The sequence below is a fragment of the Amycolatopsis sp. 2-15 genome, from assembly GCF_030285625.1.
Taxonomy (GTDB): domain Bacteria; phylum Actinomycetota; class Actinomycetes; order Mycobacteriales; family Pseudonocardiaceae; genus Amycolatopsis; species Amycolatopsis carbonis.
This window is the reverse complement of record NZ_CP127294.1, coordinates 6340661-6366130: the sequence shown is the minus strand read 5'-3', so window position 1 is coordinate 6366130 and position 25470 is coordinate 6340661. Positions and strand designations below refer to the sequence as shown.

Genomic DNA, 25470 nt, shown 5'->3' with positions numbered 1-25470 from the left:
CGGTTTGAATGGTTCCTTTCCGTGGTATCGCGTGTGTTCGCTGCCCCCGCCTAGCTCTGACCAGCTGGGCGGGGGCGCTTTTCGTATCAGGGCAAACGCTTCTGCTGCGGGTTGTTCGGGTGGCAGATGCACATCACACGCTCCTCGGTCTCCTGGTTCGTGTGATAGCGGAACCGCGGGTTCTTCGCGGCGCGGTCGTCCGGCCATTCCGAGCCACACTTCCCGCACCACTCCGGCAGGCTCCGCGCTGCCCGGTGCGCCCGCACAATCCGCGTGACGTCGGCCGGCATCATGAACTGTCGCGTCTCGGCGTAGTGCGTGTGGACCGCCTCGATCGCCTCATCGAACGACCAGCCCGCCCGCCGGGACGCTTCGCTCCACGCGAAGATCGAACCTTCACCGGCGTTGCGGTTGTCGTAGGCCGTCAGCAGCGCCATCACCCGCGCTGCCTCATGCGTGGACATCATCCGACGTCACCGCCGACGATCTGGCGCGGCTGGTGACCGGGCAACACGTGCACGGTCGTGTCGCCCGAGGAGAGCGAGCTCATGTCCGCGCCGCCGAGCGCGAGCAGGCGAGCGATCTTCTCGTCCTGCGTCGGCTTGCCGCCGTTGACGACCCGCAACCCGGGACGCTTCGCCTCAAGCCGCAGCCGGTCGTACTGGGCGCGGAGCTTCGGCATCGACATGATGTTCGACCGCCAAAACTCGTGGTCCTGGCACCAGTCGATCGCCGTGTGCACCTGCTCCGCAGTGCGACCGTCCGCATCCAGCAGCAGCCGGGCGGCGTCGCGCCATGCCTTCGTGATCGTGGGCCGCTTCGACCCGTGATCCTCGATTCGCTTCGCGAGGTGCTCGCACAGCCGCTCGACGTCGTCCCTGCCATCGTTCAAGTCCCGGACCGAGGGCATCGACGCCGTGCTCGCGCTTTGGCGCGAGGACGTTTCTTCTTGTTGTTTAGTACCTGTTGTATACCCTTTTTGGGTGTCACGTTTCCCCTGGTCAGACGGTGTGTCCGTCTCGGAAAACCAGGTAGGTGACCCGGAAAACTGGGTATCCTGCCCGGAATCCCGGGTACCCGGAAAACCAGGTACCTCCCCGTTCGGGTCAGGGGTACTCGGTTTTCCAGGTACCTCTCCGTCGTGCTCGATCGCACGCAACTTCGCGTAGCTGTTGCGCCATCCCTCGTAGCCGTCCTTGTCGGCCGGGAAGTCGTTGATGCGGTACCGCAGCATCCCGCCCGAGCGAGCGCCGTCGAGTGCCTCGATCAGCCCCAGGTCCTTGAGCTTGCGCAGTCCTTCCTCCACAACGGAGCGGCCGGCTTCGCGACCGTTCACGCCGGGCACGAGCTTGCGGATCTGCTCGATCGACAAGCGTCGGACGGGCGCGCGCTTCTCCGAGCACAGCGACCGCAGCACGAGGTACAGGCGCAGGGTGGAGTGCGGGATGTCCGGGTTCAGGACGATCCAGTCGTGGACCATGGTCCAGTACCAGCCGCCGTTGTCGGGGCCTTCGATCTCGATGTCGTCGGTCATTTCTCCACCTCCCTTGCGCCTAGCCGAAGCGCCGCGGCGCGCACTACATCGATTGGGTTCTGGTTGTCGTCGAATCGGAACCACTCGCCACGGAGTCGGTTCTTCCGGAACTTCTGGTGGAGCTGGAACTCCGTGTTGAGCTTCGCGTGTGCGTGCCACAGCACCTTGAGGTCTTCAGGAGATGCGTTCCGGAGGGACTGGAGTCGCTTTGTGACGTCGGTCGAGAACCCGATCTTGACGGTTTGGCTACCGGCAGCGCCAACGACGTACACGTACCCGACCTTGTCGCCATCCTGTCGGCCAGCCTTCTCGACGGCAGGTTTGGCACTCGGGTCGCACGTGGTGCAGAACTTGTCGCGCCCCGATGCGACCCTCTGGCAGGCCTGCTCGGTGGTGTACAGCAGCAGTTTCGCGTGCATGTGGACGTAGTCGGAGGCTACGTAGGTCTTCAAGTTGCCCAGACAGTTCCTGTCCAGCCGGTGCAGCTTGCCGCTGTCCCATGCGCCCCACTGGTATTCGCTGCTTGTCAGCCGCCGCTTCTGCTCGTCGAACTCACGTTGGCGGTGCCACGACCATCCGGGAAAGCGCCTGGTCATCGCTGCTTCATCGTTCGTGTTCATGGTTGCTAACTCCCCGTGGCTTGGTGTCAGTTGGCGGTGCGGCCGTCGGCGTAGCGGGGGGTGAGCGGGAGGTCGCCGCGGCGGATCTTCTTGCGTCCGCTCGGAACGGGGACGTAGGGGATGACGTTGTTGGCGATCCAGGTTTCGACGGTCTGGCGGCTGACGCCGTAGAGCTTGGCGACGTCGGTGGGGGTCAGGAGGACGTCGGGGTCGCCGTTGGTAGTGGTTCGTGCGCTCATAGAAACTGACTATACATCATGAGTTGCGCAACTTGTCAAAACCACGCGCAACACGATCAAGCGCAAAGGTGCCCCTGACCTGCTACGTTGTCACCGAATGTGACCGCTACGCCACCACAACGGAGCACAACGTGACACCCTCCCCGGGCCGGATCCGCGCCCACGCCGTCGCCGCTTACGTCGAGCGCAGGCACCAGTACCGCACCGAGCTGGAAGCCATCGTGCGGATCGCGTCGGAGCTGGATGTCTCGATCGCGCGCCTGGCGCTGTGGGTCTACAGCCATCTCAAGACCGCGAACTGACCAGGGAGACAAGTCCTTGCGCCGAACCGTCTTCACCCTCGCCACAGTCGCCGCGTGCCTCGCGTGTGCCGCGCCGGCCGCCAGTGCCGCCACCACGACCGCGGCCGCTTCTGCGACGTGCGACGGCCTCACGACCGTCGACTACTCCCCCGGTATCCACGACTGGGTGGGCGACACGACGACGCGTGTCGAGACTGACCTGTCGTGCAACGCGGCCGACCCGGGCGCCTACTCGGTGTCGACGGTGTCCACCTCCGCCGGGAACACGTCGTGTCTGGACCCTGGTGACGTCACTGGCGCGCGTTACTGGGTTGTGTGGGGTGATGGGACCACCAGCGAGCTGGAAACGCCTGGGGCCGCGACCGCCCGCGGTATCGGTGGTGTCGCGGTCGAGACGGGCATGGTGCTCGACGGCAGGTTCGCCGGGCACTCCTACTCGCTGACGCTCAACTTCGCCCCGTACGACGCCCAGGAGTGCAACTCACCGGGCGGGCTGACGCGTGCGATGGGCGCGGCGTCGCTCGTCATCGCCTGAGCCCGCTCCACACGGCCAAACTCAGCGACACCTTCCACACGATCGCCGACGCCGCGTGGGGCCGTGAACGACCTCAGTTCACGGCCCCACGCAGGGTCAAAGCGCGTCTTGCAGCGCGTACCTTCTTACTGTTCGGTAGCGTCAGGTCGTTCTGCGCGGACGAGTTCACCCGTTGCTTGGCGGATGAACACCTCAGCTGTTTGACCGAACGACCATGACAACGCCTCTTCGAGCGTGGCGGCATCGAACATGTCCAGAAATTCACCGTCGGGCTGCTCGGACCAAGCTGCGGTCCACGCCCTACGCCTGCCTGGCGGCAGGATAGTCACGTACCCAGCCACGCGGGCCCGACGGGCAGGACCATCTGGTGGCATGCCGGCGCGTGCCACACTGGGGCTCAGTGGCGTGTAGGCACCACCCCGTTGCTCTTCTCGGAAGAACCGCTGACGAGGTGCTTCGTGACTGTTCACCGCTGCATCCTACTGCCCGCGAACCGCGCCCGTCCGGGGTGAAAGTGGGACTGATCAGTCGCCCGACAGAGGCGTGTCAGGTAAATCATTGGTTTGCGCGGTGTGGAAGCGGTACAGCGGATCGCCATCGAGACTGTAGACCACGGGACTCTTGACGATAAGCCAGATATTCGTGTCTGGGTATTGCGGAATATAGAAGCTGAACTGGTTCCACTGGGACTTGCAGGCACCATTCCCCCAGTAGCTGTTATATCCGTTTGGCTCCCAGAAAGCTGCTTTGTTCGCTGGTACGTCTCCGGCCGTGTAGAAGCCGTGCGTTCCGCTTATTTCTGACCCCGATTGGCCGCCACACGCGTCAGTTAGCAGGCCTTCAAGTACTAAGCCTTGGACCGGAAATGTCGCGTTGAAGGCAACAGGCTTCGAAGTGAAGTTGCTTCCCACCAGCGTCCACTCGATGTCATAGTTGAGCGTGCCGATGATGTCGTCATCTGCGCCGACGGTGGTCCACATCTCAAAGTAGCCCTGGAAGTCATCAAGGATCGTCCAACACGCCGTCCCGTGCGCACCGTCTCCCGGGAAGCACCACCGGTCACGATAAGGCGGCGGATCAGGTGGTGCCAACTTAGTTCTCGTGACACTGTCAGGCTGTTGCGACAGGCAGACCCACAGGCCCTTCCTCTGCGAAATGGGAAGCGAGCACTGGGTCGACTTACTTCCGGTTAGGTCGAAGACGATTTTGTGGGTCGTAGTTCGATCAACCAGGGAACTATCATTTGTTTCCGCCGTTGAGCTGCTCACCCCCAGGGTAGCCAATGCAGTCGTGAAGGCAAGGCATGAGATTACCTGAATGATAGATCTTCGAAAACGCATTGCAGCGTCGCTCCAAGAGGCCGGTTTCAAATTGCGATTGAGCCGTTACATGTTATTGCTAAGCAACTAGTGCGTCAACGTGCATACCACTCAGCGGGGCACACCGGCAGCGCCTTCACCGCAGTTGTGGATGATGTTTCTAGCGTGATACCCCTCCCGGGGTGCGGAACTCGACAAGTATTGAGTCGCGAGATGCGAAATTGGAAAATCGATCTGAATTTTGGTCTTCGCGGCGCACGAGGTCTGAACCACTGCGATCTCAGGGCCGCCGCGTGCCCGATCGCTGGTAGCCGGCGTTGAGCGCGATCAGCAGGTCGCGAGCCGCGTCGAGCACGCCGGCGCCGCGGAGTTCGTCGACCTGGCCCGGACGTGGTCCGCGCCGACCCCGGCCTGCTGGTCATCGACCTGACCGGCTGGCAGTGCGGTCCGGCACCGCACTGCCAGCCGGTCACACGCTGCGCGGGCAGGTTGTCAGGAATCCCCAATTTGGCGGTACCAGCCTATCAGGGATATGGATACGTTTTACTTCCTGCTTAATTAACGTTGGGGGTCAACTTAATGTCAGTAGTGAAGCGCTCAGTGCAACTGATTTTTGGCGTGTTATTGGCACTCTTGCTCATCGAGCCCGGTCAGGCCGGAGCAGCACCAGCGACCCAGCACTTCATGGCCGATGCCTCGGCGGCAGGCCTCAGCCATGCTCAGGTCGATTGGCTGCAGCGTGCCGTAGATACCTACCTGTCCAAAACGGAAGGCAAGCAGACCAGTCCAAACACCATCGACCTCAACGGTACTGGGGAGGTTCAAATCGCCCTACCAGGAGAGCAACACCCCCGCGATTTCGCGCACCCCGGCAGCAGACTCCCCGACCCCTGCGCCGGAGGGACCGCGCTCGGGTACGTCTGCGCCTACAGCGACGCATGGGGCGCCGGATCCATTGTTGCCGGCTACTACTGCAATCAGAACTATTACTTGAACCAAGATATTTTCTGGAACACTTTCACCGGTTCATGGGGCAGCAATCAGTACGGCGGCGCCCAGGGAGCCTTCTTCACGCCCGACGGTCACGTCGCGGACTGGATTCCCGAGCAGGGCAATAACCAGAACTATTCCTGGGTTGACCACCAGGTCAAATCCTTCATCCCCTGCGGGCTATAGCAGGCTGTGCACAGCCAGTACGGCACTAATAGCTGAACGATTCACCGGCTCCACGTGGGCGCAGGCCGATCGGCCTGCGCCCACCCCTTTCGCTGGCCCCTCCGTCTCAGGGCTGTCGTGTGCCGGGCCGCTGATAACCGGTGTTGAGCGCGATCAGCAGGTCCCGGGCTGCGTCGAGCACGCCGGCGCTGCGGAGTTCGTCGACCTGGCCCGGGTGGATCACCGCGACAGCGTCCTCGGACAGCCGGCCGGGAGCGCACTTGAAGCACGTCGGCTTGACCTCGCCGGAGTCGACGCGGGCCACCATTGAGCTGCTGACCCACAGGCCAGTGCCGCAGCTGGCGCACGGCCGCGCCGCGACGGGAATCCTCGGGTTGGCCCCCACGCCTTCGCACAACAGGGTGTACGTGTCGGTCACTGCTTACTCCGATCTTGGCCTGTCCATGGCAGCGTGATTCCGTCGCCGTGTTCGCGCAGCAGCACGTGCAGATGGGTGTGCTGGATGGTTTGGGTCGCGGCCGGCCCGGCGCTGGTGATGATGTTGAAGTCCATGCCCATCTCGGCGGCCAGCTCTGCGGCGAAACGCATCGCCACGGCGGCGCCGTCGGGGTCGGCACCCACGTTCGCGGCGTGGCGGCGCGGGACGACCAGGATGTGCCGGCCGAGGGCGACAGGGTTGAGCGGCTCGAAAGCCACAGCCCACTTGTCGTGCCGGCCGAAGGCGCCCTGCTCGATCCGTTGGCAGAACACGCAGTCGCTCACGCCGCGCACCTCACGAGGACAGTCGCGCGAGCTGAGCGCGGTTCCCGCTGATCCACGGCTGCAATGACAGGATGGCGAGCATGGATGACCTGTTCGATGAACTCCGCCACCTCGTGCGCCACCCGGTTCGAGCCAACGTCGAGATCGCGCGAGCCGTGGCCGACACCGAACTTGGGCGCGCATGCGTCACGCTCGTGCGCCACCCGATCCGCACGCTGCGAACCACCTTTGGCCTGATCCTCGATGACATCGGGCGCGGACTGAGGTAGCCCGTTCACGCGGCGAACCTCAGCAGGTGCGCCATGGTGAAGTCGCCGTCCTCGCCGGCCAACGTCGGCTTCCACGACGGACGGACTGAGAACGGGTCGGCGCGCAGCAGGCCGATGATGGTCTCGGCGACGATCCGGCCGCCGACCGGGCCGAGGTGCCGGCCGTCGGCCAGAAGCTCCGCCTCGCGCAGGACGTACCACAGCAGCGGGCACGGCCCGTCGAACCCGAGCTGCTCGTCGGTGAGCGGCTCGACCGCCATCGCGCGGGCGATGTCCTGCCCGCTGGGGAGCTGGTGCACCTCCGAGCGGCACAGGTCCCTCATCGCCATCGACGACATCGGCTTGGACAGCGCGTCGAGCTTCGCGCCAGGCACCGACGACACCGGCAGCTCGAGGATCGGCCCGGACATCGTCGTGCCGATGAGCCGTTCGTACTGCGGTTCGTGGTCGGGGTCGACGTGGAAGAAGTACCGCCAGTCGATCGCGTGCTCCGGTTTCACGGGCCCGCCGCGCAGGTCCACGCGTTCCATGCCTGGCACGTCCGGGGCGGTGCTGAACATCGGGAACGTGTGGCCGTCGTTGACCTGGTATTCGCTGCGGATCACGGCGTGGGCGTAGCGGAACGCGCCGGTGGCGAACTCGACCGGGATGAAGGAGTGCCGGCCGGGCTTGTAGTGGCGGGGCCCGTTGGTGAACACTTCGTCGACGAGGTCCGCGCCGCATACGAGCGGCAGGTACTCGTGCAGCACGATCCACTGGTAGTGCCACACCACGATCCGCTGCGCCTGCTCGAACAGCCGGTTCCAGTACGCGTCGGTGCGCAGGAGCCCGCCGAGCGACGCGTTGGGATCCGCGGTGGCGCCGTCGTTCCCCGGGAACGCGGTGAGCTGGTCCGACGCGGTGGTGGTGATCTTCCCGGCAGCCAGGGCGTCGACGACAGCGTTGTGGAACCGCATGAACCCGAGGTGCAGCTGCGCCAGCGGCATGTTGTTGTCGTCGCGCGGGTCCGGGGAGATGATCGCCCCGTCCAGGCCGCGGGGCATGTCGTGGCCGCCGTCGGGGATCAGGAATTTCGTGCGGTGGTCGGCCTTGGCGTATAGGGCCGGCATGACGCCGGGCCCGCCGCCGTACACGTGGTCCAGGTCCAGCCGGGGCGATCGGAACGACGTGAGGCCCTCGGGGAGGATCGCGTGGTCCGGCATCGGAGTCATGTCCGCGGCGATGTCGTGCGTGACGAACTGGCCGAACACCGCGAACCCGGCCGGCACGTTCGTGTTGTCCTGAGCGGTTGTGGTTGGGCCGCCGTCCATCTTCCCGCCCGGCAGGCCCAGCTTCTCGGCCTCGCGGACGCCGCGCGGTGTTGCCGGGGTGAGCCGGGGGAACATGCGGTTGTACATGGCGGCCGGCTGGTCGTTGAACTGGCTGACCCCGGCAGCCACCGATACAGCAGTCATCCCGAAAACCCCTCGAAACTCGTAACGAAACGCACCGCAACTGTATGCGGTGAGTGACTGCGAGTTTCGCAGCGATGCCAACGGAGTAGTTTGTGTACCCGATCCGGGTGACCCCATGACGGCCTGCGGCCGAAGGGGGCTCGCCCCGGTTACACAACGAAGCGCGGCGCCTGACGGTCGCCTGGCTCGGGTTGGGAGCAACTGCTGATCATTGGGAAGACGGTGCCGGAATCGACCTGACCACTTCTGCTTCTTTTTTGCAGACGCGGCCAGGTCGACTCGCGCAGGCCCGCTTTCAAGAGCAGGCTAGTAGCAAAAGAAGAATCACGACACAAGGAAAGACTTACGCTTCTTTTGGACTAATCAATGTCCGGATTGATTTACGACTAACGTAACACGTCGTAACGGAAGTTCACTAGGGTCACCAGGGAAGGGCTGGGGCAAACCGCGTGAGACACTACCCCTCCTACCGCGGATACCATCGGGCCGAAAACCAACGCACCATTGCTGCAAGTCAGCACTACCTGCTGGGTTCCACTCGATTCGAAGCATTGGGAAGAGCCGCCCACGGCACCGGCGTCTCTGTTAACGACGCAGTTTGCGTTTGGCGACGCTGAAGCTGACTCTTGTATAACGAAGGAACATCCTGCCGCTAGGGTCAATGCGCAGGAAACGGTCACAATTGATCTTTTCACGTACATCTCCTCGATCTACTGAAATCGGAATTCCCCTTCGAGGGAAGATCATGTCAGTAATCCGAGGCGTGATTTACCGCCAACAGGGCGACGCGTAGAGTACTAGTCTCTTACCGAATGTGGTCGATAGCTGCCCGAATAGCGTCCGAATTCGGAAAAACTGGCGGATTGTGTATATAACGGACTCGGCCGTCGGCGGTAACCAAGTAGGACGAAGGCAAGAGAGCCACAGCGAGCTTCTCTCGAACCGGGCCGGTCGCACCTTCGCCGTCGAACACAGACGGCAAATGCACTCCCAGGCCCTGAAGGAGAGCAAGGCCGTCAGCTTCCGAGCCGGCCACCTCCACAAGCAGTACCTGCACAGAGTGTTGCTCGGTTGCGTATTTGGCTAGTACGGGCAACTCCGTCTTGCATGGTTGACACCACGGCGCCCAAACGTTGATGAGGGTGTCGCGCCCCGCGATCGCCTGGCCTAGTTCAACTCGACTGCCGTCGCCGAGGCAGGTAGTGAGCACACCTTCAAGTTTGTGAACGTCCTGCCCGTCGCCCGAGGGGCATTCTGCAAGCGAGGTCGCCGCACGCAAGGCGGATAGATTCTCCGTGGAGCCGGCACCTTCATCTGTGCTCGCCTTCCGTGGCAACACTGCGATGATGGTCGCGATGACTAATAGCCCTACCGTGAGTGCTACTTTGGTGATAGTGCTCACACTCACCTCCGGTGTGGTAACCCTTCGCGAGAGGGAGCTTAGTACGGTAGCCGAAATGGGTGATCTGGTGGCATGCCAGCGACGACTTTGCGCTGTCCAAGGATGATTGGCGCGGGATCCTCACACGCGAGCGTCCTGCCCCGGTGCGCCTGCCTGGACCTGAGTCGCCTGGTCCAGGCAGGCGCGGGGGCTACTTGGCCCGATATTCCATGTCGGCGAGCGCGCGGACAAGCTTCACGATCTGCTGCGGCTCGATCAGCTCGCTGATCAAGTCGGTCTGCGCCGCCTCGGTGCGCTCGTCGAACTCGCAGGCGACGATGAGATACATGCCGCTGGGGAACCGGCCGCGGAGGTTGAGCCGCACACGGGGGTCGCGCTTCTTCCACTTGCCGGATGTGGCGTCGATCGGGTCCATGAGGTCGAGCCACCGCGCGAGGGTCTGAGCCTTCGTCGGCGACGTCGGTTCGAGCACAACCAGCGCCGTCTCGCGGTCGCTGCCCGGCGAAAGAATTGTGACGCGGGCGGGCCCGAGGGTGGCCTTGTCGATGGCTGCCGTCAGCTGTGCCTCGTCGCCGGTGGTGTCGATGCGGATGGTCATGGTGGCTGGTTCCTTTCTTGGCGGTCGCGTGCCGACGGTCAGAGCCGTGACGAGTAGGCGTCGGCGGACGAGATGCCGGCCTGGATGGTGCTCTGCATCCCGGTGATGCCGTTCAGCGCTTCCGCGAGCAGGCCGTGGGCCTGGTTGATCTCGTGCTGCTGGCTGCCCTGCGTTGCCTGCGACAGCGACAGCTGGGCCTCTTCGAGGGCCATCGCAGCCTGCTGCAAGGCGGCGATGCCCGCGGACGCCTTCTCGTTCGCGACAGCGATGCCAGCGCGGACCTCTTCAACTCCGGCCATGGTGTGGTTCCTTTCGTGCGTCGTGTGTTGTGTTGCGTTAGCCCTCGGGTGGGGCTAGATCAGGGATTCCTGCACGGGCCGGACCGGCACGTACGGCCATTCGGTGGGGACGTCCCGGACGATGCCCATCCCCTGAACGCGGGCGGCGAACTGATGCGCCTGCTCCCGGTAGGCGGCGGTCTGGCGTGCCTGGAGTTCCGGCAGCGGCATCGCGGCGAGCTTCGGGAAGCGGGACGCCATCCGGTAGGCGAGCCGGGCGGCGGCGAGGCAGTCACCGTTGCTGGTGTGGGCGTCCTCGTCCGACAGGTCGACGCCGTAGTGCGCGCACACCGCCGCGAGCTTGCGTGACCCGGTGCGGCGCGGGTCGATCAGCCGGTCCAGCACCAGCGGGTCGATGAAGTACGGCGTCAGCTGGTCTCGGGCGCACAGCTCGAACAGCGTCGGCACCCCGTGGCGGCGGCACTCGCGGTCGAGCATGGTCAGGTCGAACGGGGCGTTGTAGATGACGATCGGGGCGCCGTCGGCGATGTGGTCGGCCAGCAGTGCCGCGAGCACCCGCACCGCCTCGCCTGCGGGGATCCCTTCCCGCTGTGCCTGCTCGGTGGTGATGCCGTGGATCTTCGTGGCCTGCTCGGGGATCGGCACGCCCAGGTTCACCAGCAGCGTCGTGTCGCTGGCCTGCGCCCCCGGGCTGTACCGCCAGACGGTGCCGGTCACGATCAGATCGTCCGTCGGCTTCGGGCCGGTCGACTCCAGATCGAACGCCGCCAGCGGGCCCTTGTGCCAGCTCATCAGCGCTCCTCCAGCGTCGGCACCGCGAACAGGCCTCGGTTGTCTCGACGAGGTGCTGTTCCGCCACTGGTCTTCCGCGGCGTGGCGCGCTTCCGCGGTTCAGTCGCCAGGACACGCAGCCTCGGCGTGGTCGGAGCCGCCGGTTCACGCTCGGGCATCGCCTTCCAGCTGGAGTCGAACGTGCGCCACAGGTGCGGCCAGTCGATTTCGGGGAAGTGCCGGGCGAGCTTGCCGCCGGTGTTCGCGTACGGACGCGGCCCGCCGATCTCCGGTTTGGCCGCGCGGTTCTCCTGGTGAGTTCGGTCGAACCACTCGCCGTGCTTCGAGCACGCCTCAATCCGGTGCCGTTCACCCGTGGCCCAGTCCGTGACCAGGGCGAATCGGTTCGCTTTGTGCCCGCAACGCGGCTTCCGGGGTGTCGGTGCCCCGCACTTCCCGATCGGGGCCGGCGGCTTGTACCGGCGGGCGTCGCGCCACAGCAGGGTGCGGAGCTGACCGACATGCCACGGCCGCGCCGAGCTCGCGCCAAACGCGAGGTTCTGGATGTTCTCGAGCGTGAGCCGCTCGTACACCCCGGCGTCGATGATCGCGGCCATCGCGACCCCAACGGCGAGCAGCTCGCCGGTCAACTCCGGATCGGACGCCATCTGCTGCACGCGCCGACCGAGGGCCGCCAACTGTTCCGGCTCCCGCGCGGTCACGAGACCACCGCCCGCACGCGGCCGCCGGCCAGCTCGGGAAGCACGAGCGTGTCCCAGTCACGCGGGCGCCACAGCCGCCAGCAACCGTCGCCGATCGCGTCGCGCCACTCCGTCTGTTCCGGGCTCAACCGCCCCGTGTCGGATTTCAACTCCGCCCACAGGACTACCCCGTTCCGGGCGAGGAGCAGGTCCGGTGAGCCGTTGTCGCCCTGCACGGGAGTGGAGTACTTGCCGGACTGGCGCATGGCTTTGCGGAAGTGCACCACCATCCAGCCGTAAGCCTTCGCGGTCTTCATCACCCGGTCCTGGAACTGGTCCTCGGTCATGGGCGCGATCCGGTTGCGCGCGTTCTTCGCCGGCGCCGCGGGTTTGCGGCCCCGCGCGTACACGACCTTCGACGCCATCAGCAGCCACCGCCCAACGCGGCGAACACCGCGTCCCACCCGTAGTGGTCGGACTCTGCTCCAGCGGGGACGATGTCGTGCGACCGGTCGAGCAGCTCCTGAAGCCGGCGCCGCGGCAGGATCAGCTCGACGTGCGTGGCGAGCGCGACCCGCTTGATCACCGAGACCCGTCCGGGCATTCCCCCGGTCGGGCACACGTGCACCATGCCGAGCCCGGCCGGCTCGGTCATGCCCTCGACCAGCAGCTCCCGCGAGATCTCCCATCGGCGGTAGGTGCCGTCGCGGATGACTTCCAGTTCCACGATGTACGGGTTTGACGCGAGGTAGCTCAGGTCGATCGAGCAACCGCCCATGCACTCGAAGCGTCGCCCAAGGGTGTGGTGGTGTTCGTGTCCTCGGAAGCTCACGAACGCGCCGTGCGCCGTCATGCGGCCTCCTCATCCCAGACACGGGTGACGCCGCCGTCGTCGTGCAGCAGGTACTTGCCGGGGCCGACGTAGTTGACGTTGTGCATCAGCACCGGCACGTCGGCCGGTTCGCCCGGGTGCTCGACCAGCCAGCCGTGAACGACAGCTCGGGCCCGGTTGCGTTCGATCGCCAGGTGGCAGGGCACGCACACGTGCAGGAGGCACGAGAGCAGGTGGGAGGTCTTGAGCATCGTTCCGCCGCTGCCGCGGGGCTTGCGGTGGTGGGCCTGGACGGCTTCGGTCTCGTTGCACCGCTCGCACCGGCCTTGCGAACGCTGGCGGAGCGCGCGGCGGGTTGCGTCGGTGATCTGGGTGGCGGTCACCGAACCACCGCCAGCAGCACGGCCGAGACGGCGAGCGCTAGCCAGTGCAGGGCCTGATCGGCGGCGTACATGCCGTTGAGGCCGCCGATGTTGAGATTCGCGAACTTGGGCGAACCCGTGTTCTCGAGCAGCCACCGCACCGGCCAGCGCCGGTCAAGCGGGGCGTGGGTTGCGGCCGACCACGCGAGCGCGAGGACCACGCCCAGCACGGACCAGTGCAACGGGAGAACGAGCCAGGCGAGCAGGCCCAGCACGACCAGCGTCACGTGGTACCTGGCGACGTGGGCCAGGATCGCCGGCCACCCCTGGTGCGGGTTCGCGCCGGCCGCGACCTCGTCCGGCGTGGGAGCGGCTTTGTTGTCGGCCTGCGAGTCGGTCTGGCCGGTGACGTGGTCGGCGAGGTTGTGCGCAACGAGCAGGATGAACCCGCTCGCCGCGAATGTCGCCAGGGTTGCCGTGTCGTCCACGGTCATTCGGTTCCTCCGTGGTTTTCGTAGAAGGCGCAGGCGGGCCAGAAGCTGCGGCAGTCGGACGCGTCGGAGTGCGTCATGAGCAGCGGGGTGCGGGTGCACTTGGGGTAGTTCCCGGCTCCAGCGTGGACGGGGCGACGGAAGCGGCAGGTGCCGCAGCGAAGGCCTGGGGCGTCGCGGTCGTCGTGGGGTGCGGCGTCGAGGTGCAACTTCAGCGCGCTGCGCAGGACGGCGGTGAGCGGGTGTAGACGTGCGGCGGCCAGTTGCGAGTTCCGCTGGGTTCGCCTGGCGCCGGGGGTGAGAGGTTCGGGTTCGACTGGCGTGAGCGCCGGGAACATGTCGATCTGGTCGGGGTCCTGGGGGTGTTCGTCGGGTGGGGCGGCAGCGGTGTTGCTGCCGCCCCGCGCCTGGTTAGACGAGCTGCGTTGGGTTCGGGTGGTCACTGTGCTGGGTGCGTCCACGTGGCTGATTGGGTGACTGTGGCGCGAGATCACCTCCATCCGTTGACTATACATACGTTGCGCAACTTAGCGCAACAGAGTCACACATCAACGCCCTTCTGGCGCAGCAGAGACCGCGTGTTCGCCACCGTCCGCTGGTCACCCGGGGAGTTGCCGAACACGACCCTGTCCGTTCCGTCCGGCGACAACAGCGCCCAGTGCTTGCCGCCCTTCCGCAACTCCCAGCCCTGCCGCTGAGCTGCAGCGATCAGAGGATGGAGGTCCTTGTGGATCCCTCGCGGCGTGCTCACGCAGCACCGCCGTGCGATAGCGAGCAGCCGAACTTGTCGGCCCACTGCTGGGCCAGCTCGACGGCGCGGGACTGCGCCGCATCGACGTCGAGCATCTCCATCGCCTTACCGCCACGGCAGAGTATGACCTGAAACCCAGCCCGACTCGGGTGCACTTCGATCGACAAACGCTTGCAAGTCTTGTTGATGGGCATGACGAATCACCTCACGATGAATTGGATGGCTACTAATACGAACTCGCCGACGACGAGCCAGACGAAAAAACGGCGCGAGAAAACCTCAACGCGATCAAGAAACACGGCAATACGGCGCCGCACAACGAAAGCCCCCTCGTTGAACCCTTACGAGTTCAACCCCATTCAAATCCGGCGGACCGGCCACACCTTCCGGCCCGCCGGACCCCTCACAACACGAGAGAAACGAGTCCCTCGACCAACGAACCGATTACGAACACGACGACCAGGATCACGCCCACTGTCGTCGCCCACTCGCCGACGTCCACGAGCACGTCACCGAGGTCACGCGGCCGGGCCTTCACCGGCGTCCCCTTCCAGCTCCTCGCCGCCGGAGACGTCGATGATCCGCGGCATCAGCTGCGTGTCCTCCGGGCCAGGAACGAACAGCGGCGGAGCCTGAACGGTCGCCTCACCAACGACAACCGGCACCACCGGCGCCTCCGATGCAGCCTCATCCTCAGCCTCACTCCCACCCTCTCCTTCTCCGTCGCCCAAGTGATCCGTGACGTAGGCCGGCGGCGCGTACCACCAATCCGGCGCATACCCGAACTCGGCGACAATGTCACCGAAAATTGTGTCTTGGTCATCGATTGCCGTGACCGGCCGATCCGACAGAGAGTGGTACTTCCGGCGCTCCGTCTCCTCGAAGTATCGCGACATCAGCCACACCACGTCCTCCCCGAACGCGCGCAGCTCGTCATCGCTGATGTCGTGCAATTTGGACGCCGCGATCATGAAAGCCTCGGCCGGGCCCTTCAGGTTCGGTGCATTCACGGTGACTCCCTCTGGTAGTGCTGAACCGAATGAGAGGTGGGCCCGGCCACGCACCGGGCCCACCGAAACCGCTATTCGCCTTCGCCGTCCTCGTAGGACGAACCCCACGCCCCCTCGGCCGGAGCGCCCGCCGCGACCGGCGCCTCGGCCTGCCCACTCGGCTCCTCGACCAGCTCGGCGTCAATCACGTCGCTCGTGATCTCGTCGATGCTCGCGCCCAGGTCGCGCCGTACCGACTCGTCGGCGGTGATCGCGCGCGCCAGCCCGGTCGCCATCGGCAGGAACGTCGCCAGACGCCGGATGCAGGTCTTCTTCGCCATGGCGTCGTAGTCGGTGTCCCACGGCGACTTGCGCCCGGCCTTCACCGACGCCGAGCGCTGCCGATACTTCTCGACGTCATCCGGGGACAGCACCACGGAGACGTGGCCGCCGTTCTTGAACGACGCGACCGCGTAGTAACAGCGCACCTCGCCGCGGTTCGACAGCGCCGGCTCGTGCACGAGCTTCGGCTCCGCGCCCTTCTGGTAAATGAACCCGTCGTTCTCGTGGACCACGTCGGCGTCGATGTGGCGGATCTGGCCGGAGTTCCAGGCCAGCTTGATCATGCCCTGATAGCCGACGATGAACTGGCACTCTTTGCCGTAGGGCACGAGGTAGGCCTCACCCAGCGGGCCGGGCTCCAGCCCGAGCTGCGCCGAGGTCATCAGCGCGCCCAGGATTGAGGTCGGGTCGCACCGCATTAGGGCGGGCGTCTTCTTGATGACGGTCAGCGCAACCCGGGTGAACCGCTCCGGGTCGAGCGCGGTGCCGGTCAGGGCACGGCCGATCTCGGTCTTCTGCTTGTCGATCAGGTCGCGCCACGGGTCCTTCGCCTTGACGACCTGCCCCCCGCCGTTGTTCGCGTCCTTTCGCTGGGCGATGGCGTTGCGTGCGGTTTCGTTGCTCACTCGTGGTTCCTTTCAGGGGTTGTGGTGCTGTTCGCATAGGTCAGGCGGCGCGAGGCGGGTTTCTCAGTGACGACAGCGGCGTAGACCTCGGGGAAGTCCTCGGAGAGGATGTCCAACAGCTCCGGATCGACCTTCCGGGTCGGCTTGGACGAGGCTTTGAACGTCGCGACCTTGTCCTCACCCACCCAGGCGGTCTCCGCGTCGCCGATGGCGACCCGCATCCGGTTGTCGATCTGCTGCTTCTTCTCCGTCAGGTCCTTGATCTGCTCGACCAGCTCGACGCGGTGGGCGATGTCTTTCAGCCACTCCAGGCCGAGTTCCACCGTGGAGCCCGGTTCGTAGCGGGTGATCGCGAGCATCGAGCTGGTGTCGTCGTTGCCGTCGACCTCGGGCATGACGTCGTCGACGACCTTCTGCCAGAACTCGGCGCCGAGTTCTAGAAGGTCGCCGATCATGTCGTCGTCGCGTTCGATGTCCTTCTCGATGTAGGTGTGCGTGTCGACCAGGGCACAGATGTACGTGCGCGGCGCCCCAGTGACCCACATCGCCCACTGGCACTGTGCGACATAGGAGACAGGGACCTCCTCGCCGTTCCAGTCACTCAGGGCACGATGGTTCGCGGTCTTGGCCTCGATGACGGCAGCGAGCGAGCCATCGGAGTTCCAGGCGAGGGAGTCGACGTTGACGCGCTGCCACTCGGCCTCGACGCGGGCGTAGGTGCCGGCGCCGGGGGTTACGCCGTACTCGGGGTGCCGTTCGGCGAACTCGGAGACGAGGACGGGTTCGAGCTTGTGGCCCCAGTGGAAGCGGCGGCGCGCGTCGTCGTCGAGCAGCTCTTCAGGGTCGATGCGGCCGGTCTTGAGCATCCACAGCTGGAACGGGGTGCCCCACTTCGCGATCCCGATGGCTTGGGCGATGTCGGACCCGCCGATGCCTTTGAGGCGTTCGGCGAGCCAAACGTCTTCGGGGGCACCGGCGGGAAGCACGACCCGCGCGAGGTTGGGATCGATTTGGTACGGGGTCACGCCGCCGCCTTGTCGTTCTCGGTCTGGTGGCGGGGGTAGAGGCTGATCTCGACCTTGGGGTCTCGGTCGCCGAAGTGGGCGCCCTTGATGACGTACTCGATGCAGGGCACGCAGCTGTGGTGGACGTCCTCGTTGCCGTCGTAGTCGTCGACGTAGATGTTGGTGGAGCAGTCCGTGTAGTCCAGGTTGCACCAGGTGCAGGGCTCGCCGTGGTGGTCGGAGGGCTTCTGGATGAAGGTGGTGGTGTGGTTCACGGTGTGCTCCTTGTTGTCGCTCGCTGTTGTATTCGACTATACAGTCCGACAACACAACAGGGCAACACTCGTTGCGCAACCCGTCGGAACCTGACCCGGTCGGGTCATGACGCCTACGGAGCGCGAGTCGCCACAACGTCGGCGCCCACACAACGTCAGCCACACCACGACAATCCCACTTCTACCTGCTGAACTGCGGTTCGAGTGAAGGCATGCGCCCCGAGACGCGTTGCGCCCGGCCAGCGCTGGGCGAGCACGAGGACGGTCGCGCGAAACCTTGCCAAGGTTGCGCCACGAGACGCAACTTGTCACAACTCAGGACCCGAACCCTCGATTACTTAGGGTTCCTAAGCGCCGCGGGGTTCTCGCAACAACCGCGTACCCGACCGGGTTCTGAATCGTGAAAGAGGAACTGTAGGTGGGCCGTGTTCAGTTCCAGCCAGTACGCTACGCCCGCATGGGCGAACTTGACTGGGAGAACCTCTCTCACCACATGGGCGAACGCCGCGTGGACCTCGAACTGCAATGGAAAGACGTCGAGAAGGCGGCCGGTATCTCAGGCACCCTCCGACGGCGCATCATGTCGGGCCAGGCGCAGGGTGTCACAGCCCCGACTGCACGAGGCTTCGAGCAAGCATTGAAGTGGAAGCGCGGCAGCGTCCAAGAGGTCCTCAACGGCGGAGAGCCGTCTCCCCTTGAAGGTCAGAACCAATCTCGGCCGGCTCCCTCCGGAGCGCCGCCATCGCGGACGTCGTCGCAGACTGTCGAAGGAAGATCACACGAGCGGGTTACTGCTCCCCCAGGAGAGTCCGAGCTCGCGATTATTGAGCGCTGGTCAAGCCGGGTAGGTCAGACCTTTACCCATGCCGACCTCGGTCGGTTGATTACCGACATCTTCGAGGCAAGGGGACGGGTAGCTGCCAACGGCGCTGCGGATCACTCGTCCGAGGGTGGGGATTTGGGCGATTTCGCGGAGTAGCTCTACCGCGCGTAGTTCACTACTGGCCGGTACGTTGCTGGGTGCAAGTTGATCTTTTCGATTACCAGTTGGCGACGTATCGTTCTGCAAGCGAACTAAACCGGAACTCTTCGAGGGGAGCAGGGGTGCGGACACTCGGCACTCTTCTCGCCGCATCGACCATGACTGTTGTTGCTGCGATCTACATCATCGACCGCCGAATTGGTGCCCTACTGGACAGTAAGGCAGAGGCTGTCACAGTGCGCAGATTGCGGAAGGACGTGGAAGCCCTCCGAGACGAAAGACGGACCCGCGCAACAGTGTCCTGACCAGCAAAAACAAAAACCCCCGGCAGCCCTGAACCTCGGCTACCGGGGGTTTTTGTTTCCTACAAGAAGTTGATAGTCAAGCATTCAGGATTTCTTTGTCCGATTTACTGTCCGGGGCTTCACCGCGCCGAACAGAGCGTGCGGGTCATGCTTTGACTCAGGCTTCTGGCGCTGCATTTCCTCATGCATCTTCATGATCTCCTGCACGTGCGCAGCAGTGAGTCGGATCGCGTTCTTGGCCATCCGCAAACAAGGGTAACGCCCGGCACGGACGCCGTCGCGCAGCCAGCGATCCGACTCCATGCTGAACATGCCGGCCACCTCCTTCGGCGTGTACGCGACGAGAGGCGCCGGCTCGGTTGTGGTCACAAGCGCAACCTTACCAAACTTTGTCGCAACTCTGCATAACCGAGCAGAACGACATCCGATGTCTCCAGACGCAGTCAAACATCGCCAGTGGCACGGCCTCCGATGATCCCGACGTCGGCAGCGGAACTGGGCGACGTGGGCGAACGATGTCCCCCGAGTCTGTCCCCCCAGGGGATTCAGGGCCGTATTGGAGCGCTCGGAAGCGAGTCGAATCGAACGGTTCTGAACGGGTGACCTGGGGCGACACGCCGATGACCTGGCCTGAGTATGCAGTGTCGTCCCGGTCACTCATCGTGGGTAGCCTGGGCGGGTTACGAACCACGGAGCAGTGAGGTCGGTGAAAGCGATGGCGGAACCCGCCACGTCGGTCACGCTCGGCCAGCGCGCGAAGCAGCGGGAACCCCGCTCGGCGGCACCGCGGCCGACGGTCAGCAGGCGCCGGGAGGTCAGCCACGCGAGTGCCCGGTCCCTGCTGATGACCGTGCTGGGCGAGTACGTGCTGCCCCGCGACCGTCCCGTGTGGACGTCCATGCTCGTCGAAGCGCTGGGCATGCTCGACATCGAGGAGAAGTCGGCGCGCCAGGCACTCGCGCGCTCGGCCGCCGAGGGCTGGCTGGTGTCCGAGCGGGTCGGGCGGCGCGTGCGCTGGTCGCTCACGCCGCCGGGCCGCCGGTTGCTCACCGAAGGCGCGGAGCGGATCTACGCGTTCGGGCGCGAGGCCGTCGCGTGGGAGGGCCGCTGGCTGATGCTGATCGTGTCGGTGCCCGAGGCCAAGCGCGACCTGCGCCACCGGCTGCGCACACGTCTGACCTGGGCCGGGTTCGGCTCGCCCGTGGCCGGCGTGTGGGTGAGCCCCGACCCGAGCCGGCAGCACGAAGCGCAGCAGATCGTGGCGGAGCTGCAGCTCGACGCCCAGGCGATGTCGTTCACGGCCGCGTACGGCGAGGTCGGCGAGCAGGAGAGCATGGTCGAGCGGTCGTGGGACCTCTCGGAGCTGACCGACCGCTACGAGGATTTCATCGACCGCTTCACCGGCCTGCGCCCAGCGGGCGACCCGGCCGTGCTGCGCGCGCAGACCGAGCTGGTGCACGAATGGCGGCGCTTCCCGTTCCTCGACCCGCGGCTGCCGGCCGAGCTGTTGCCCGCCGAGTGGAGCGGGCGCAAGGCGAGCGAGCTGTTCCACCGCAAGCACGTGGAATGGCGGCCCGCGGCCCAGGCGTACTGGGACAAACTGCTGGACAACGAGGAGAACGCGTGACCCGGCTCGACCGCGAAGACGGCCTGGCGGTGCTGACGATCGACGCGCCGCCGCTCAACCTCTACACCGCTTCGCTGCAACGCGACTTGCTCGAAGCCATCGCCGCCTTGGAAGACCGGCCGGCTCGGGCGTTGCTCATCCGGGCGCAGGGCCGCGTGGTCAGCGGTGGCGTGGACGTCGCCCTGTTCGACGCCCAGGGCTCACCGGCCGAGGCGAAGGTGTTCTTCGACGAGCTGCTCACGGTGCCCGACCGCATCGCCGCGCTGCCGTTCCCCACGGTGTTCGCCGCTCACGGCCTGTGCCTCACATGGGCGTTCGAAGTGGCAGTGGCCTGTGACCTGCTGCTGGCCGCTTCGCGCGCGAAGTTCGGGCTCGTGGAGAAGGTGGTGGGCCTGACACCGACGATGGGTGGCACCCAGCGCCTCGCCGCCCGTGCCGGAGTGGCCCGCGCCAAGGAGTTCGTGTTCACCGGCGACACCTACTCGGCCGAGACGCTCGAACGCTGGAACGTGGTGAACCGCGTGCTGCCCGACGAGGGCTTCGACGCCGCGGCGCGCGAGTTCACCGCGCGCCTCGCCGCCGGCCCCACGCGCGCGCACGCCGCCACCAAACGGATCTTGGCGCACTTCGAGCACGGCGGTGTGCCCGAGGCGAACGCCCACGTCACCTCGATCGCGGCGGAGCTGTTCGACACCGAGGACCTGCGGGGCGCGGTGAAGTCGTTCCTCGCCGAAGGGCCCGGCAAGGCGAGCTTCACCGGCCGCTGAGGCCTCAGCGCGGCAGCTGCCCCACACGGTCGACGATCCCGTAGCCGACGACGGCGCCCTGAGTGGTGCCGAGGTAGGTGTAGGTCTTCGGGTCGAAGACCAGGGTCACGCCGTGGCCGGGCCAGGTGATGCCGACGCCCGGGCGGCCGGCCCCGTCGGTGACGTGGTCCACGGCCTGCAACCCGGGAACTTTCGCGGCGGCGTCGAACAGCGCGGCTTTGGTCTCGGGCCGCAGGTGGGCCTCGCCGACGAGCGCCTCCACGTCCTTGCCCATGGCGTTCTCGTCGCCGGCGTCGCCGCTGTGGTTCTTGTTCAGGTAGCCGAACATCTCGTCGGCGGTGGTCGGCAGGTCGGTGCGGTACGCCGGCATCACGGCGAACGGCTCCTCGGTACCGTTCGCGGCCGGGTTGTTGGCGCCCTGAACGCGGTACTTGCCGTCGACACACGCCGGCAAGGTGAGAGTCTGGCCGTCCTGCTTCACGTAGCCATCGTGCTTGCCGTCGGCGGAGATCCAGGCCTCGCGGTCGCTGTACGCGTACTGCGTCTTGACGTAGACGAACTGGTCGGGCCGCGGCGGGGTGTCGGGCAGCTTCAGTGCCTCGGCAGCGGCGCCGTGCAGCACGCGCACGGGGTCGGCGACCGCTCGCGGCGGGGTCAGCGGTCCGTCGCCGGTGGGCGCGAACGAAACGACGGCGGTGATGGCCGCCGCGAGCCCCACCGTCGCGGCACCGGCCTGCCAGAGGCGTTTCCCGGTCTTGCGGCGAGGCTCACTCGCCGCAGCCGCGAGCAGGGGGGCGCGGGCGGCGCCCAGCTCGGCCAGGTCAGGCAGCGGGACGTCGGCCGCGCCGATCGCGGACCAGCTGCAGCTCATCCATGGGACGGAACCTCCTTCACGTCGGGGTGTTCGGCGCCACCGAGGGCGGCGCGCAACTGGCGGCGGGCGCGGTTGAGCCGGGACCGCACGGTCCCGACGGGGATTCCCAGCGCCTGGGCCACCTCCTCGTAGGCCAGCTGCTCGGCGGCGATGAGCAGCACGACGTCGCGGTCTTTGGCGTTGAGGGCCGCCGGCGCCGCGCCGAGCTCCGGCCCGCGCGCCTGGGCGCTGACCTGGGCCGCCACGCGGTCGGCGTGCCCGTCGACCGCGGCCTGCGGGCCGACGGCGTGCAGCAGGCGATACTGGCGCACCTCGTCGCGACGGTGGCGGCTCACGATGTTGGTCGCGATGCCGTAGAGCCACGGCCGCGCGTCGGGCCACGCGCCGTCGTAGTGGGCCCGTTTGTCGAACGCGACCAGGAACGTGTCCGCCAGCGCGTCGTCGGCCACGTCCCGGCCCAGCCGCCGCACGAGGTAGCGGTGGATGTGCGGCGCGTGCCGGTCGAAGATGGCGGCAAACAAGTCGGGCTCGGCCACGGACCGGCCGATCACCCCCGCGTCGTCCATCGATCACCCCTTCTCGGATGCAGTGTCACGGGTTATCCGCAGACGCCGCCATTCGAGTTCATTCAGCGGGCTGACGGACTGCCGGCGGCACCGGTCTGGCCACGTCCACCCAGCCGGGCATGCTCGTGAGCTGTCCGCAACTGTCGTGCGCGCCAAGGTGAACGCGTGCGCGCAGCCGTGAAGTGCGGGTCGTGCTGCAACCGCACAACGACTGCACCGACGAACGCGAAGACGCCATCGCCGCCCGGCCTGGTACCTCACTCGGGACGCGCGCTACGCGCAGAAGTCCATCTCGCTCATGGACTTACAGCAACCCCGCACCGCGAATCGTGCACCCGGGACGTCTGGTCTGGTTGGGCTGGTGGACGCCAAACCCTGGCAACACAGGTCGCCGCACGGTCTCAGTTCGGGTGCCGTGCCGGAAATGAAAAAAGCCACGTCCACCTACGTGAACGTGGCCGATCCGGTCGGGCTGACAGGATTCGAACCTGCGACCCCTTGACCCCCAGTCAAGTGCGCTACCAAACTGCGCCACAGCCCGGACCCGTGCTCCCCGGAGGTGCTCCGTGAAGCGCGATGTGAGTACTGTAGCGGGTCGCGATCGGGGGGTTTCAGGGAGGCCCACATTTAGGCCCTGACCTGCGGGAACCCCGACAACAGAGGGTGACGTCTCGAGCAGGCTTCGGGCCGTAGGTGAAGGCCGCGCCGTCTTCAGGAAAGGCAGATCGAGTTGACCACTGCAAACGTCATCCGGCTTGACCAGCTCGCCGCGGCGGCCGAGAGGCTTTTCGAGCACGTCAGGGAGGTCCACGGAGACACGGTGGAGGTAGATGCCGACTACTTCTGGGCCATCCCGCCCGACGCGCTCTACGACGTCTACCAGAAGCCCCAAGAGCTCACCGTCGGTCAGTTGTCGGAGTGCGAACAGCATGTCCGGCAGTTGCTGGAGGGCGAGCGGCCTCCTCTTGCCCACCACCTGGTCTGGCTCAGCGACCTGCTGCGCGCCGTGGGGCACACGGTAGCTGGGTGAACAGACCTCGTCGCCGCTCGAAGGGGGCAGGTCAAGGCCTTCCCCTACGATCGCGGCGTGGCCAGTGGACCAGTCGAGCGCGCGCGGCTTCTGCGCGAAACGTGCGAGTTCATCCTCGGCCGTGGTGTGGTCGATCTGTCGTTGAGTGAGCTCGCGCGGGGCATCGGGTCGAACAAATCGGATGTTGCTGTACCACTTCGGGTCGCTCGATGGGTTGCTCGCTGCCGCGGTGGACGAGATTCTCGGCGGAACCGCGCTGCTCGATCGGCTCGGCGAGCTGCTCACCGCGGAGGGGACGCAGGCCGAGAGGGTTGCCGCGGCGTGGCGGCACCTTGCGGATCCGGCTCGGCTGCCGCATCTGCAGTTGTTCTTCGCGAGGTTCGGTATGGCGGCCGACGTGCCGGGCCGGCATCCGGAGTTCCTCGCGCAGACGCGCGGTCGGTGGGTCGAGGTCGTGGCGGGCGCCCTTCGGGGTGATGCCGCCGTCGTGCGACCCGAGGACACCGCTGTGGCGATCGTTGCGTTGTGGCGGGGACTGCAGATGTTGCTCATTTGCGGTACGCCGCCGGCCGAGGTCGACGCGGCGCATGAGCGGGCCGTCGCGGCGCTGTTGCCCGCGTAGGCACACTTCCGCCAGAAGTGAATCGGTCAGTTCACTTTGTCGAACACTCGGAGGGACGCTTGACCGCGCGGCCCAAGGCCGAGCTGCACGTCCACCTCGAAGGCACGCTCGAGCCCGAGGACATGGTTCGGTTCGCCGCCCGCAATGGCGTGGAGCTGCCGTGGCAGGGACCCGAAGAGCTGCGGGCCGCGTACTCGTTCACCGGGTTGGAGAACTTCCTGTCGGTGTACTTCCAGGGCTGCCAGGTGCTGTGCATACGCGAGGATTTCCGCGAACTGACGGTCGCGTACCTTCAGCGCGCCGCCGGCCAGGGCGTTCGGCGTGCGGAGATGCTGTTCGGGCCGCAGGCGTTCCTCGACCGCGGCATCGCGATCGGCGACCAGATCGGTGGGATCGTCGACGGGATCGACGAAGCCCGCGAAACACACGGCATCGACGGCGCGCTCCTCGTCAGCGCGCATCGGCATCGCAGTGAGGACGACGCGCTGGAGCTGCTCGAGCTGGTCCGGCCGTGGCGGGACCGGGTCGTCGGGGTCGGCCTCGGCGGTGCCGAGCGGGGGAACCCGCCATCGAAGTTCGCGCGCTACTTCGACGCCGCCCGTGCGGACGGTTACCGCACCACGTGCCACGCCGGAGAGGAGGGGCCGGCCGCCTACGTCGCCGCGGCGCTGGACGAGTGCCACGTCGAGCGCATCGACCACGGCTACGCGGCGGCCACGAACCCGGACCTCGTCGCCCGGCTCGCCGACGACCAGGTGACGCTGACGATGTGCCCACTCTCGAACCTGCGCCTCCATGTGACGGACGACCTCACGACGTACCCGGTGAAGCGGCTGCTCGACGCCGGCGTCCCGGTGACCGTCAACTCCGACGACCCGGCGTATTTCGGAGGCTACGTCAACGAGAACTACGCGGCCGTCACCGATGCGCTCGGCCTGACCGAAGCCGAGGTGAAAACCCTGGTGCGCAACAGCTTCAGTGGCTCGTTCGCGCACCCCGACGAGCTTCGGGGTGCGCTCGAGGAACTGTCGGACTAACGCGGCC

38 protein-coding genes and 1 tRNA gene are annotated in these 25470 nt (G+C 66.1%); 10 read left to right on the top strand and 29 right to left on the bottom strand.

Features of this window, described 5'->3' with window-relative positions; all coding sequences use genetic code 11:
• Window positions 1–86: 86 nt before the first annotated feature.
• The 4 genes from QRX50_RS31575 to QRX50_RS31560 are packed head-to-tail and all read right to left on the bottom strand — an operon-like array spanning window position 87 to window position 2393.
• Window positions 87–467 carry a hypothetical protein gene (locus QRX50_RS31575; protein ID WP_285966763.1) on the bottom strand — a complete coding sequence of 127 codons (381 nt, stop codon included), beginning with the start codon at window positions 465–467 and terminating at the stop codon, window positions 87–89.
• Window positions 464–1534 carry a phage replication protein O gene (locus QRX50_RS31570; RefSeq protein ID WP_285966762.1) on the bottom strand — a complete coding sequence of 357 codons (1071 nt, stop codon included), beginning with the start codon at window positions 1532–1534 and terminating at the stop codon, window positions 464–466. Before QRX50_RS31570 ends, QRX50_RS31575 begins: the two co-directional genes overlap by 4 nt.
• Window positions 1531–2154: a GIY-YIG nuclease family protein gene (locus QRX50_RS31565; RefSeq protein ID WP_285966761.1), complete on the bottom strand. Its 624-nt coding sequence runs from the start codon at window positions 2152–2154 to the stop codon at window positions 1531–1533. The genes QRX50_RS31570 and QRX50_RS31565 overlap by 4 nt, the downstream gene beginning before the upstream one ends.
• A gap of 26 nt (window positions 2155–2180) precedes the next feature.
• Window positions 2181–2393, bottom strand: a complete 213-nt coding sequence (locus QRX50_RS31560) for a helix-turn-helix domain-containing protein (protein ID WP_285966760.1) — start codon at window positions 2391–2393, stop codon at window positions 2181–2183.
• Window positions 2394–2524: 131 nt separating this feature from the next.
• Here QRX50_RS31560 and QRX50_RS31555 point away from each other — a divergent pair, with 131 nt between their 5' ends.
• Both QRX50_RS31555 and QRX50_RS31550 read left to right on the top strand, forming a co-directional pair.
• Window positions 2525–2695, top strand: a complete 171-nt coding sequence (locus tag QRX50_RS31555) for a hypothetical protein (RefSeq protein WP_285966759.1) — start codon at window positions 2525–2527, stop codon at window positions 2693–2695.
• Window positions 2696–2711: 16 nt separating this feature from the next.
• Window positions 2712–3230 (top strand): hypothetical protein, encoded by a 519-nt coding sequence (locus QRX50_RS31550; protein WP_285966758.1) that lies wholly within the window; start codon window positions 2712–2714, stop codon window positions 3228–3230.
• 524 nt (window positions 3231–3754) lie between these two features.
• On the opposite strand, the gene QRX50_RS31545 is transcribed toward QRX50_RS31550, so the two are convergent.
• Entirely contained in the window at window positions 3755–4210 is a 456-nt protein-coding gene (locus QRX50_RS31545; protein WP_285966757.1) for a hypothetical protein, read from the bottom strand.
• 927 nt (window positions 4211–5137) lie between these two features.
• Here QRX50_RS31545 and QRX50_RS31540 point away from each other — a divergent pair.
• A complete protein-coding gene (locus tag QRX50_RS31540) occupies window positions 5138–5725 on the top strand; it encodes a hypothetical protein (RefSeq protein ID WP_285966756.1) in 588 nt (195 codons plus the stop codon).
• 106 nt (window positions 5726–5831) lie between these two features.
• Here the strand turns inward: QRX50_RS31540 and QRX50_RS31535 are convergent, their stop codons facing one another.
• Both QRX50_RS31535 and QRX50_RS31530 read right to left on the bottom strand, forming a co-directional pair.
• Window positions 5832–6143, bottom strand: coding sequence for a hypothetical protein (locus QRX50_RS31535; RefSeq protein WP_285966755.1), 312 nt, complete (start codon window positions 6141–6143; stop codon window positions 5832–5834).
• The gene (locus QRX50_RS31530; RefSeq protein ID WP_285966754.1) at window positions 6140–6487 is read right to left on the bottom strand and encodes an HIT family protein; all 348 of its coding nucleotides are present in this window, start codon (window positions 6485–6487) and stop codon (window positions 6140–6142) included. The genes QRX50_RS31535 and QRX50_RS31530 overlap by 4 nt, the downstream gene beginning before the upstream one ends.
• An 80-nt stretch (window positions 6488–6567) precedes the next feature.
• Here QRX50_RS31530 and QRX50_RS31525 point away from each other — a divergent pair, with 80 nt between their 5' ends.
• Window positions 6568–6756 (top strand): hypothetical protein, encoded by a 189-nt coding sequence (locus tag QRX50_RS31525; RefSeq protein WP_285966753.1) that lies wholly within the window; start codon window positions 6568–6570, stop codon window positions 6754–6756.
• Window positions 6757–6761: 5 nt separating this feature from the next.
• Here QRX50_RS31525 and QRX50_RS31520 read toward each other — a convergent pair whose 3' ends face one another.
• The 18 genes from QRX50_RS31520 to QRX50_RS31435 form a co-directional block, all read right to left on the bottom strand.
• Window positions 6762–8210, bottom strand: coding sequence for a peroxidase family protein (locus QRX50_RS31520; RefSeq protein ID WP_285966752.1), 1449 nt, complete (start codon window positions 8208–8210; stop codon window positions 6762–6764).
• Window positions 8211–9015: 805 nt separating this feature from the next.
• The gene (locus QRX50_RS31515) at window positions 9016–9612 is read right to left on the bottom strand and encodes a TlpA family protein disulfide reductase (protein WP_285966751.1); all 597 of its coding nucleotides are present in this window, start codon (window positions 9610–9612) and stop codon (window positions 9016–9018) included.
• A gap of 190 nt (window positions 9613–9802) precedes the next feature.
• On the bottom strand, window positions 9803–10210 hold the full coding sequence (locus tag QRX50_RS31510; protein WP_285966750.1) for a hypothetical protein: 408 nt from the start codon (window positions 10208–10210) through the stop codon (window positions 9803–9805).
• Window positions 10211–10248: 38 nt separating this feature from the next.
• Window positions 10249–10509 (bottom strand): hypothetical protein, encoded by a 261-nt coding sequence (locus QRX50_RS31505; protein ID WP_285966749.1) that lies wholly within the window; start codon window positions 10507–10509, stop codon window positions 10249–10251.
• 54 nt (window positions 10510–10563) lie between these two features.
• Window positions 10564–11301: an exonuclease domain-containing protein gene (locus QRX50_RS31500; RefSeq protein WP_285966748.1), complete on the bottom strand. Its 738-nt coding sequence runs from the start codon at window positions 11299–11301 to the stop codon at window positions 10564–10566.
• Window positions 11301–12002 carry a hypothetical protein gene (locus QRX50_RS31495; protein ID WP_285966747.1) on the bottom strand — a complete coding sequence of 234 codons (702 nt, stop codon included), beginning with the start codon at window positions 12000–12002 and terminating at the stop codon, window positions 11301–11303. The genes QRX50_RS31500 and QRX50_RS31495 overlap by 1 nt, the downstream gene beginning before the upstream one ends.
• The gene (locus QRX50_RS31490; RefSeq protein WP_285966746.1) at window positions 11999–12406 is read right to left on the bottom strand and encodes a VRR-NUC domain-containing protein; all 408 of its coding nucleotides are present in this window, start codon (window positions 12404–12406) and stop codon (window positions 11999–12001) included. The genes QRX50_RS31495 and QRX50_RS31490 overlap by 4 nt, the downstream gene beginning before the upstream one ends.
• Window positions 12406–12834, bottom strand: a complete 429-nt coding sequence (locus tag QRX50_RS31485; RefSeq protein WP_285966745.1) for an SsgA family sporulation/cell division regulator — start codon at window positions 12832–12834, stop codon at window positions 12406–12408. Before QRX50_RS31485 ends, QRX50_RS31490 begins: the two co-directional genes overlap by 1 nt.
• Entirely contained in the window at window positions 12831–13196 is a 366-nt protein-coding gene (locus QRX50_RS31480; protein WP_285966744.1) for an HNH endonuclease, read from the bottom strand. Before QRX50_RS31480 ends, QRX50_RS31485 begins: the two co-directional genes overlap by 4 nt.
• Window positions 13193–13669, bottom strand: coding sequence for a hypothetical protein (locus QRX50_RS31475; RefSeq protein ID WP_285966743.1), 477 nt, complete (start codon window positions 13667–13669; stop codon window positions 13193–13195). The genes QRX50_RS31480 and QRX50_RS31475 overlap by 4 nt, the downstream gene beginning before the upstream one ends.
• Window positions 13666–14166, bottom strand: coding sequence for a hypothetical protein (locus QRX50_RS31470; protein ID WP_285966742.1), 501 nt, complete (start codon window positions 14164–14166; stop codon window positions 13666–13668). The genes QRX50_RS31475 and QRX50_RS31470 overlap by 4 nt, the downstream gene beginning before the upstream one ends.
• Before the next feature lie 41 nt (window positions 14167–14207).
• On the bottom strand, window positions 14208–14417 hold the full coding sequence (locus QRX50_RS31465; protein WP_285966741.1) for a hypothetical protein: 210 nt from the start codon (window positions 14415–14417) through the stop codon (window positions 14208–14210).
• Window positions 14414–14611, bottom strand: a complete 198-nt coding sequence (locus tag QRX50_RS31460; RefSeq protein ID WP_285966740.1) for a hypothetical protein — start codon at window positions 14609–14611, stop codon at window positions 14414–14416. The genes QRX50_RS31465 and QRX50_RS31460 overlap by 4 nt, the downstream gene beginning before the upstream one ends.
• Before the next feature lie 209 nt (window positions 14612–14820).
• Window positions 14821–14955, bottom strand: coding sequence for a hypothetical protein (locus QRX50_RS31455; RefSeq protein WP_285966739.1), 135 nt, complete (start codon window positions 14953–14955; stop codon window positions 14821–14823).
• Window positions 14936–15427 carry a hypothetical protein gene (locus QRX50_RS31450; RefSeq protein ID WP_285966738.1) on the bottom strand — a complete coding sequence of 164 codons (492 nt, stop codon included), beginning with the start codon at window positions 15425–15427 and terminating at the stop codon, window positions 14936–14938. Before QRX50_RS31450 ends, QRX50_RS31455 begins: the two co-directional genes overlap by 20 nt.
• A gap of 71 nt (window positions 15428–15498) precedes the next feature.
• Window positions 15499–16374, bottom strand: a complete 876-nt coding sequence (locus QRX50_RS31445; RefSeq protein ID WP_285966737.1) for a recombinase RecT — start codon at window positions 16372–16374, stop codon at window positions 15499–15501.
• Window positions 16371–17399, bottom strand: coding sequence for a YqaJ viral recombinase family nuclease (locus QRX50_RS31440; RefSeq protein WP_285966736.1), 1029 nt, complete (start codon window positions 17397–17399; stop codon window positions 16371–16373). The genes QRX50_RS31445 and QRX50_RS31440 overlap by 4 nt, the downstream gene beginning before the upstream one ends.
• Window positions 17396–17653 (bottom strand): hypothetical protein, encoded by a 258-nt coding sequence (locus tag QRX50_RS31435; protein WP_285966735.1) that lies wholly within the window; start codon window positions 17651–17653, stop codon window positions 17396–17398. Before QRX50_RS31435 ends, QRX50_RS31440 begins: the two co-directional genes overlap by 4 nt.
• Before the next feature lie 457 nt (window positions 17654–18110).
• On the opposite strand from QRX50_RS31435, the gene QRX50_RS31430 reads away from it, so the two are divergent.
• Window positions 18111–18632 (top strand): hypothetical protein, encoded by a 522-nt coding sequence (locus QRX50_RS31430; RefSeq protein ID WP_285966734.1) that lies wholly within the window; start codon window positions 18111–18113, stop codon window positions 18630–18632.
• A gap of 392 nt (window positions 18633–19024) precedes the next feature.
• On the opposite strand, the gene QRX50_RS31425 is transcribed toward QRX50_RS31430, so the two are convergent.
• Entirely contained in the window at window positions 19025–19309 is a 285-nt protein-coding gene (locus tag QRX50_RS31425; RefSeq protein ID WP_285966733.1) for a hypothetical protein, read from the bottom strand.
• A gap of 475 nt (window positions 19310–19784) precedes the next feature.
• Between QRX50_RS31425 and QRX50_RS31420 the strand changes: the two genes are divergently transcribed.
• Window positions 19785–20567, top strand: coding sequence for a PaaX family transcriptional regulator (locus QRX50_RS31420; protein ID WP_285974618.1), 783 nt, complete (start codon window positions 19785–19787; stop codon window positions 20565–20567).
• Window positions 20564–21334 carry an enoyl-CoA hydratase/isomerase family protein gene (locus tag QRX50_RS31415; protein WP_285966732.1) on the top strand — a complete coding sequence of 257 codons (771 nt, stop codon included), beginning with the start codon at window positions 20564–20566 and terminating at the stop codon, window positions 21332–21334. The genes QRX50_RS31420 and QRX50_RS31415 overlap by 4 nt, the downstream gene beginning before the upstream one ends.
• Window positions 21335–21338: 4 nt before the next feature.
• Here the strand turns inward: QRX50_RS31415 and QRX50_RS31410 are convergent, their stop codons facing one another.
• The 3 genes from QRX50_RS31410 to QRX50_RS31400 all read right to left on the bottom strand — a co-directional run bounded on the left by QRX50_RS31410 (window position 21339) and on the right by QRX50_RS31400 (window position 23315).
• Entirely contained in the window at window positions 21339–22205 is an 867-nt protein-coding gene (locus QRX50_RS31410; RefSeq protein WP_285966731.1) for a CU044_5270 family protein, read from the bottom strand.
• A complete protein-coding gene (locus QRX50_RS31405; RefSeq protein ID WP_285966730.1) occupies window positions 22202–22774 on the bottom strand; it encodes an RNA polymerase sigma factor in 573 nt (190 codons plus the stop codon). The genes QRX50_RS31410 and QRX50_RS31405 overlap by 4 nt, the downstream gene beginning before the upstream one ends.
• A 467-nt stretch (window positions 22775–23241) precedes the next feature.
• Window positions 23242–23315, bottom strand: a tRNA-Pro gene (locus QRX50_RS31400).
• A gap of 189 nt (window positions 23316–23504) precedes the next feature.
• Here QRX50_RS31400 and QRX50_RS31395 point away from each other — a divergent pair.
• From QRX50_RS31395 to QRX50_RS31385, 3 genes are all read left to right on the top strand, one after another.
• Window positions 23505–23804 carry a hypothetical protein gene (locus tag QRX50_RS31395; protein ID WP_285966729.1) on the top strand — a complete coding sequence of 100 codons (300 nt, stop codon included), beginning with the start codon at window positions 23505–23507 and terminating at the stop codon, window positions 23802–23804.
• 229 nt (window positions 23805–24033) lie between these two features.
• A complete protein-coding gene (locus QRX50_RS31390; RefSeq protein ID WP_285966728.1) occupies window positions 24034–24426 on the top strand; it encodes a hypothetical protein in 393 nt (130 codons plus the stop codon).
• A 59-nt stretch (window positions 24427–24485) separates the two neighbouring features.
• Window positions 24486–25463, top strand: a complete 978-nt coding sequence (locus tag QRX50_RS31385) for an adenosine deaminase (protein ID WP_285966727.1) — start codon at window positions 24486–24488, stop codon at window positions 25461–25463.
• Window positions 25464–25470 lie beyond the last annotated feature (7 nt).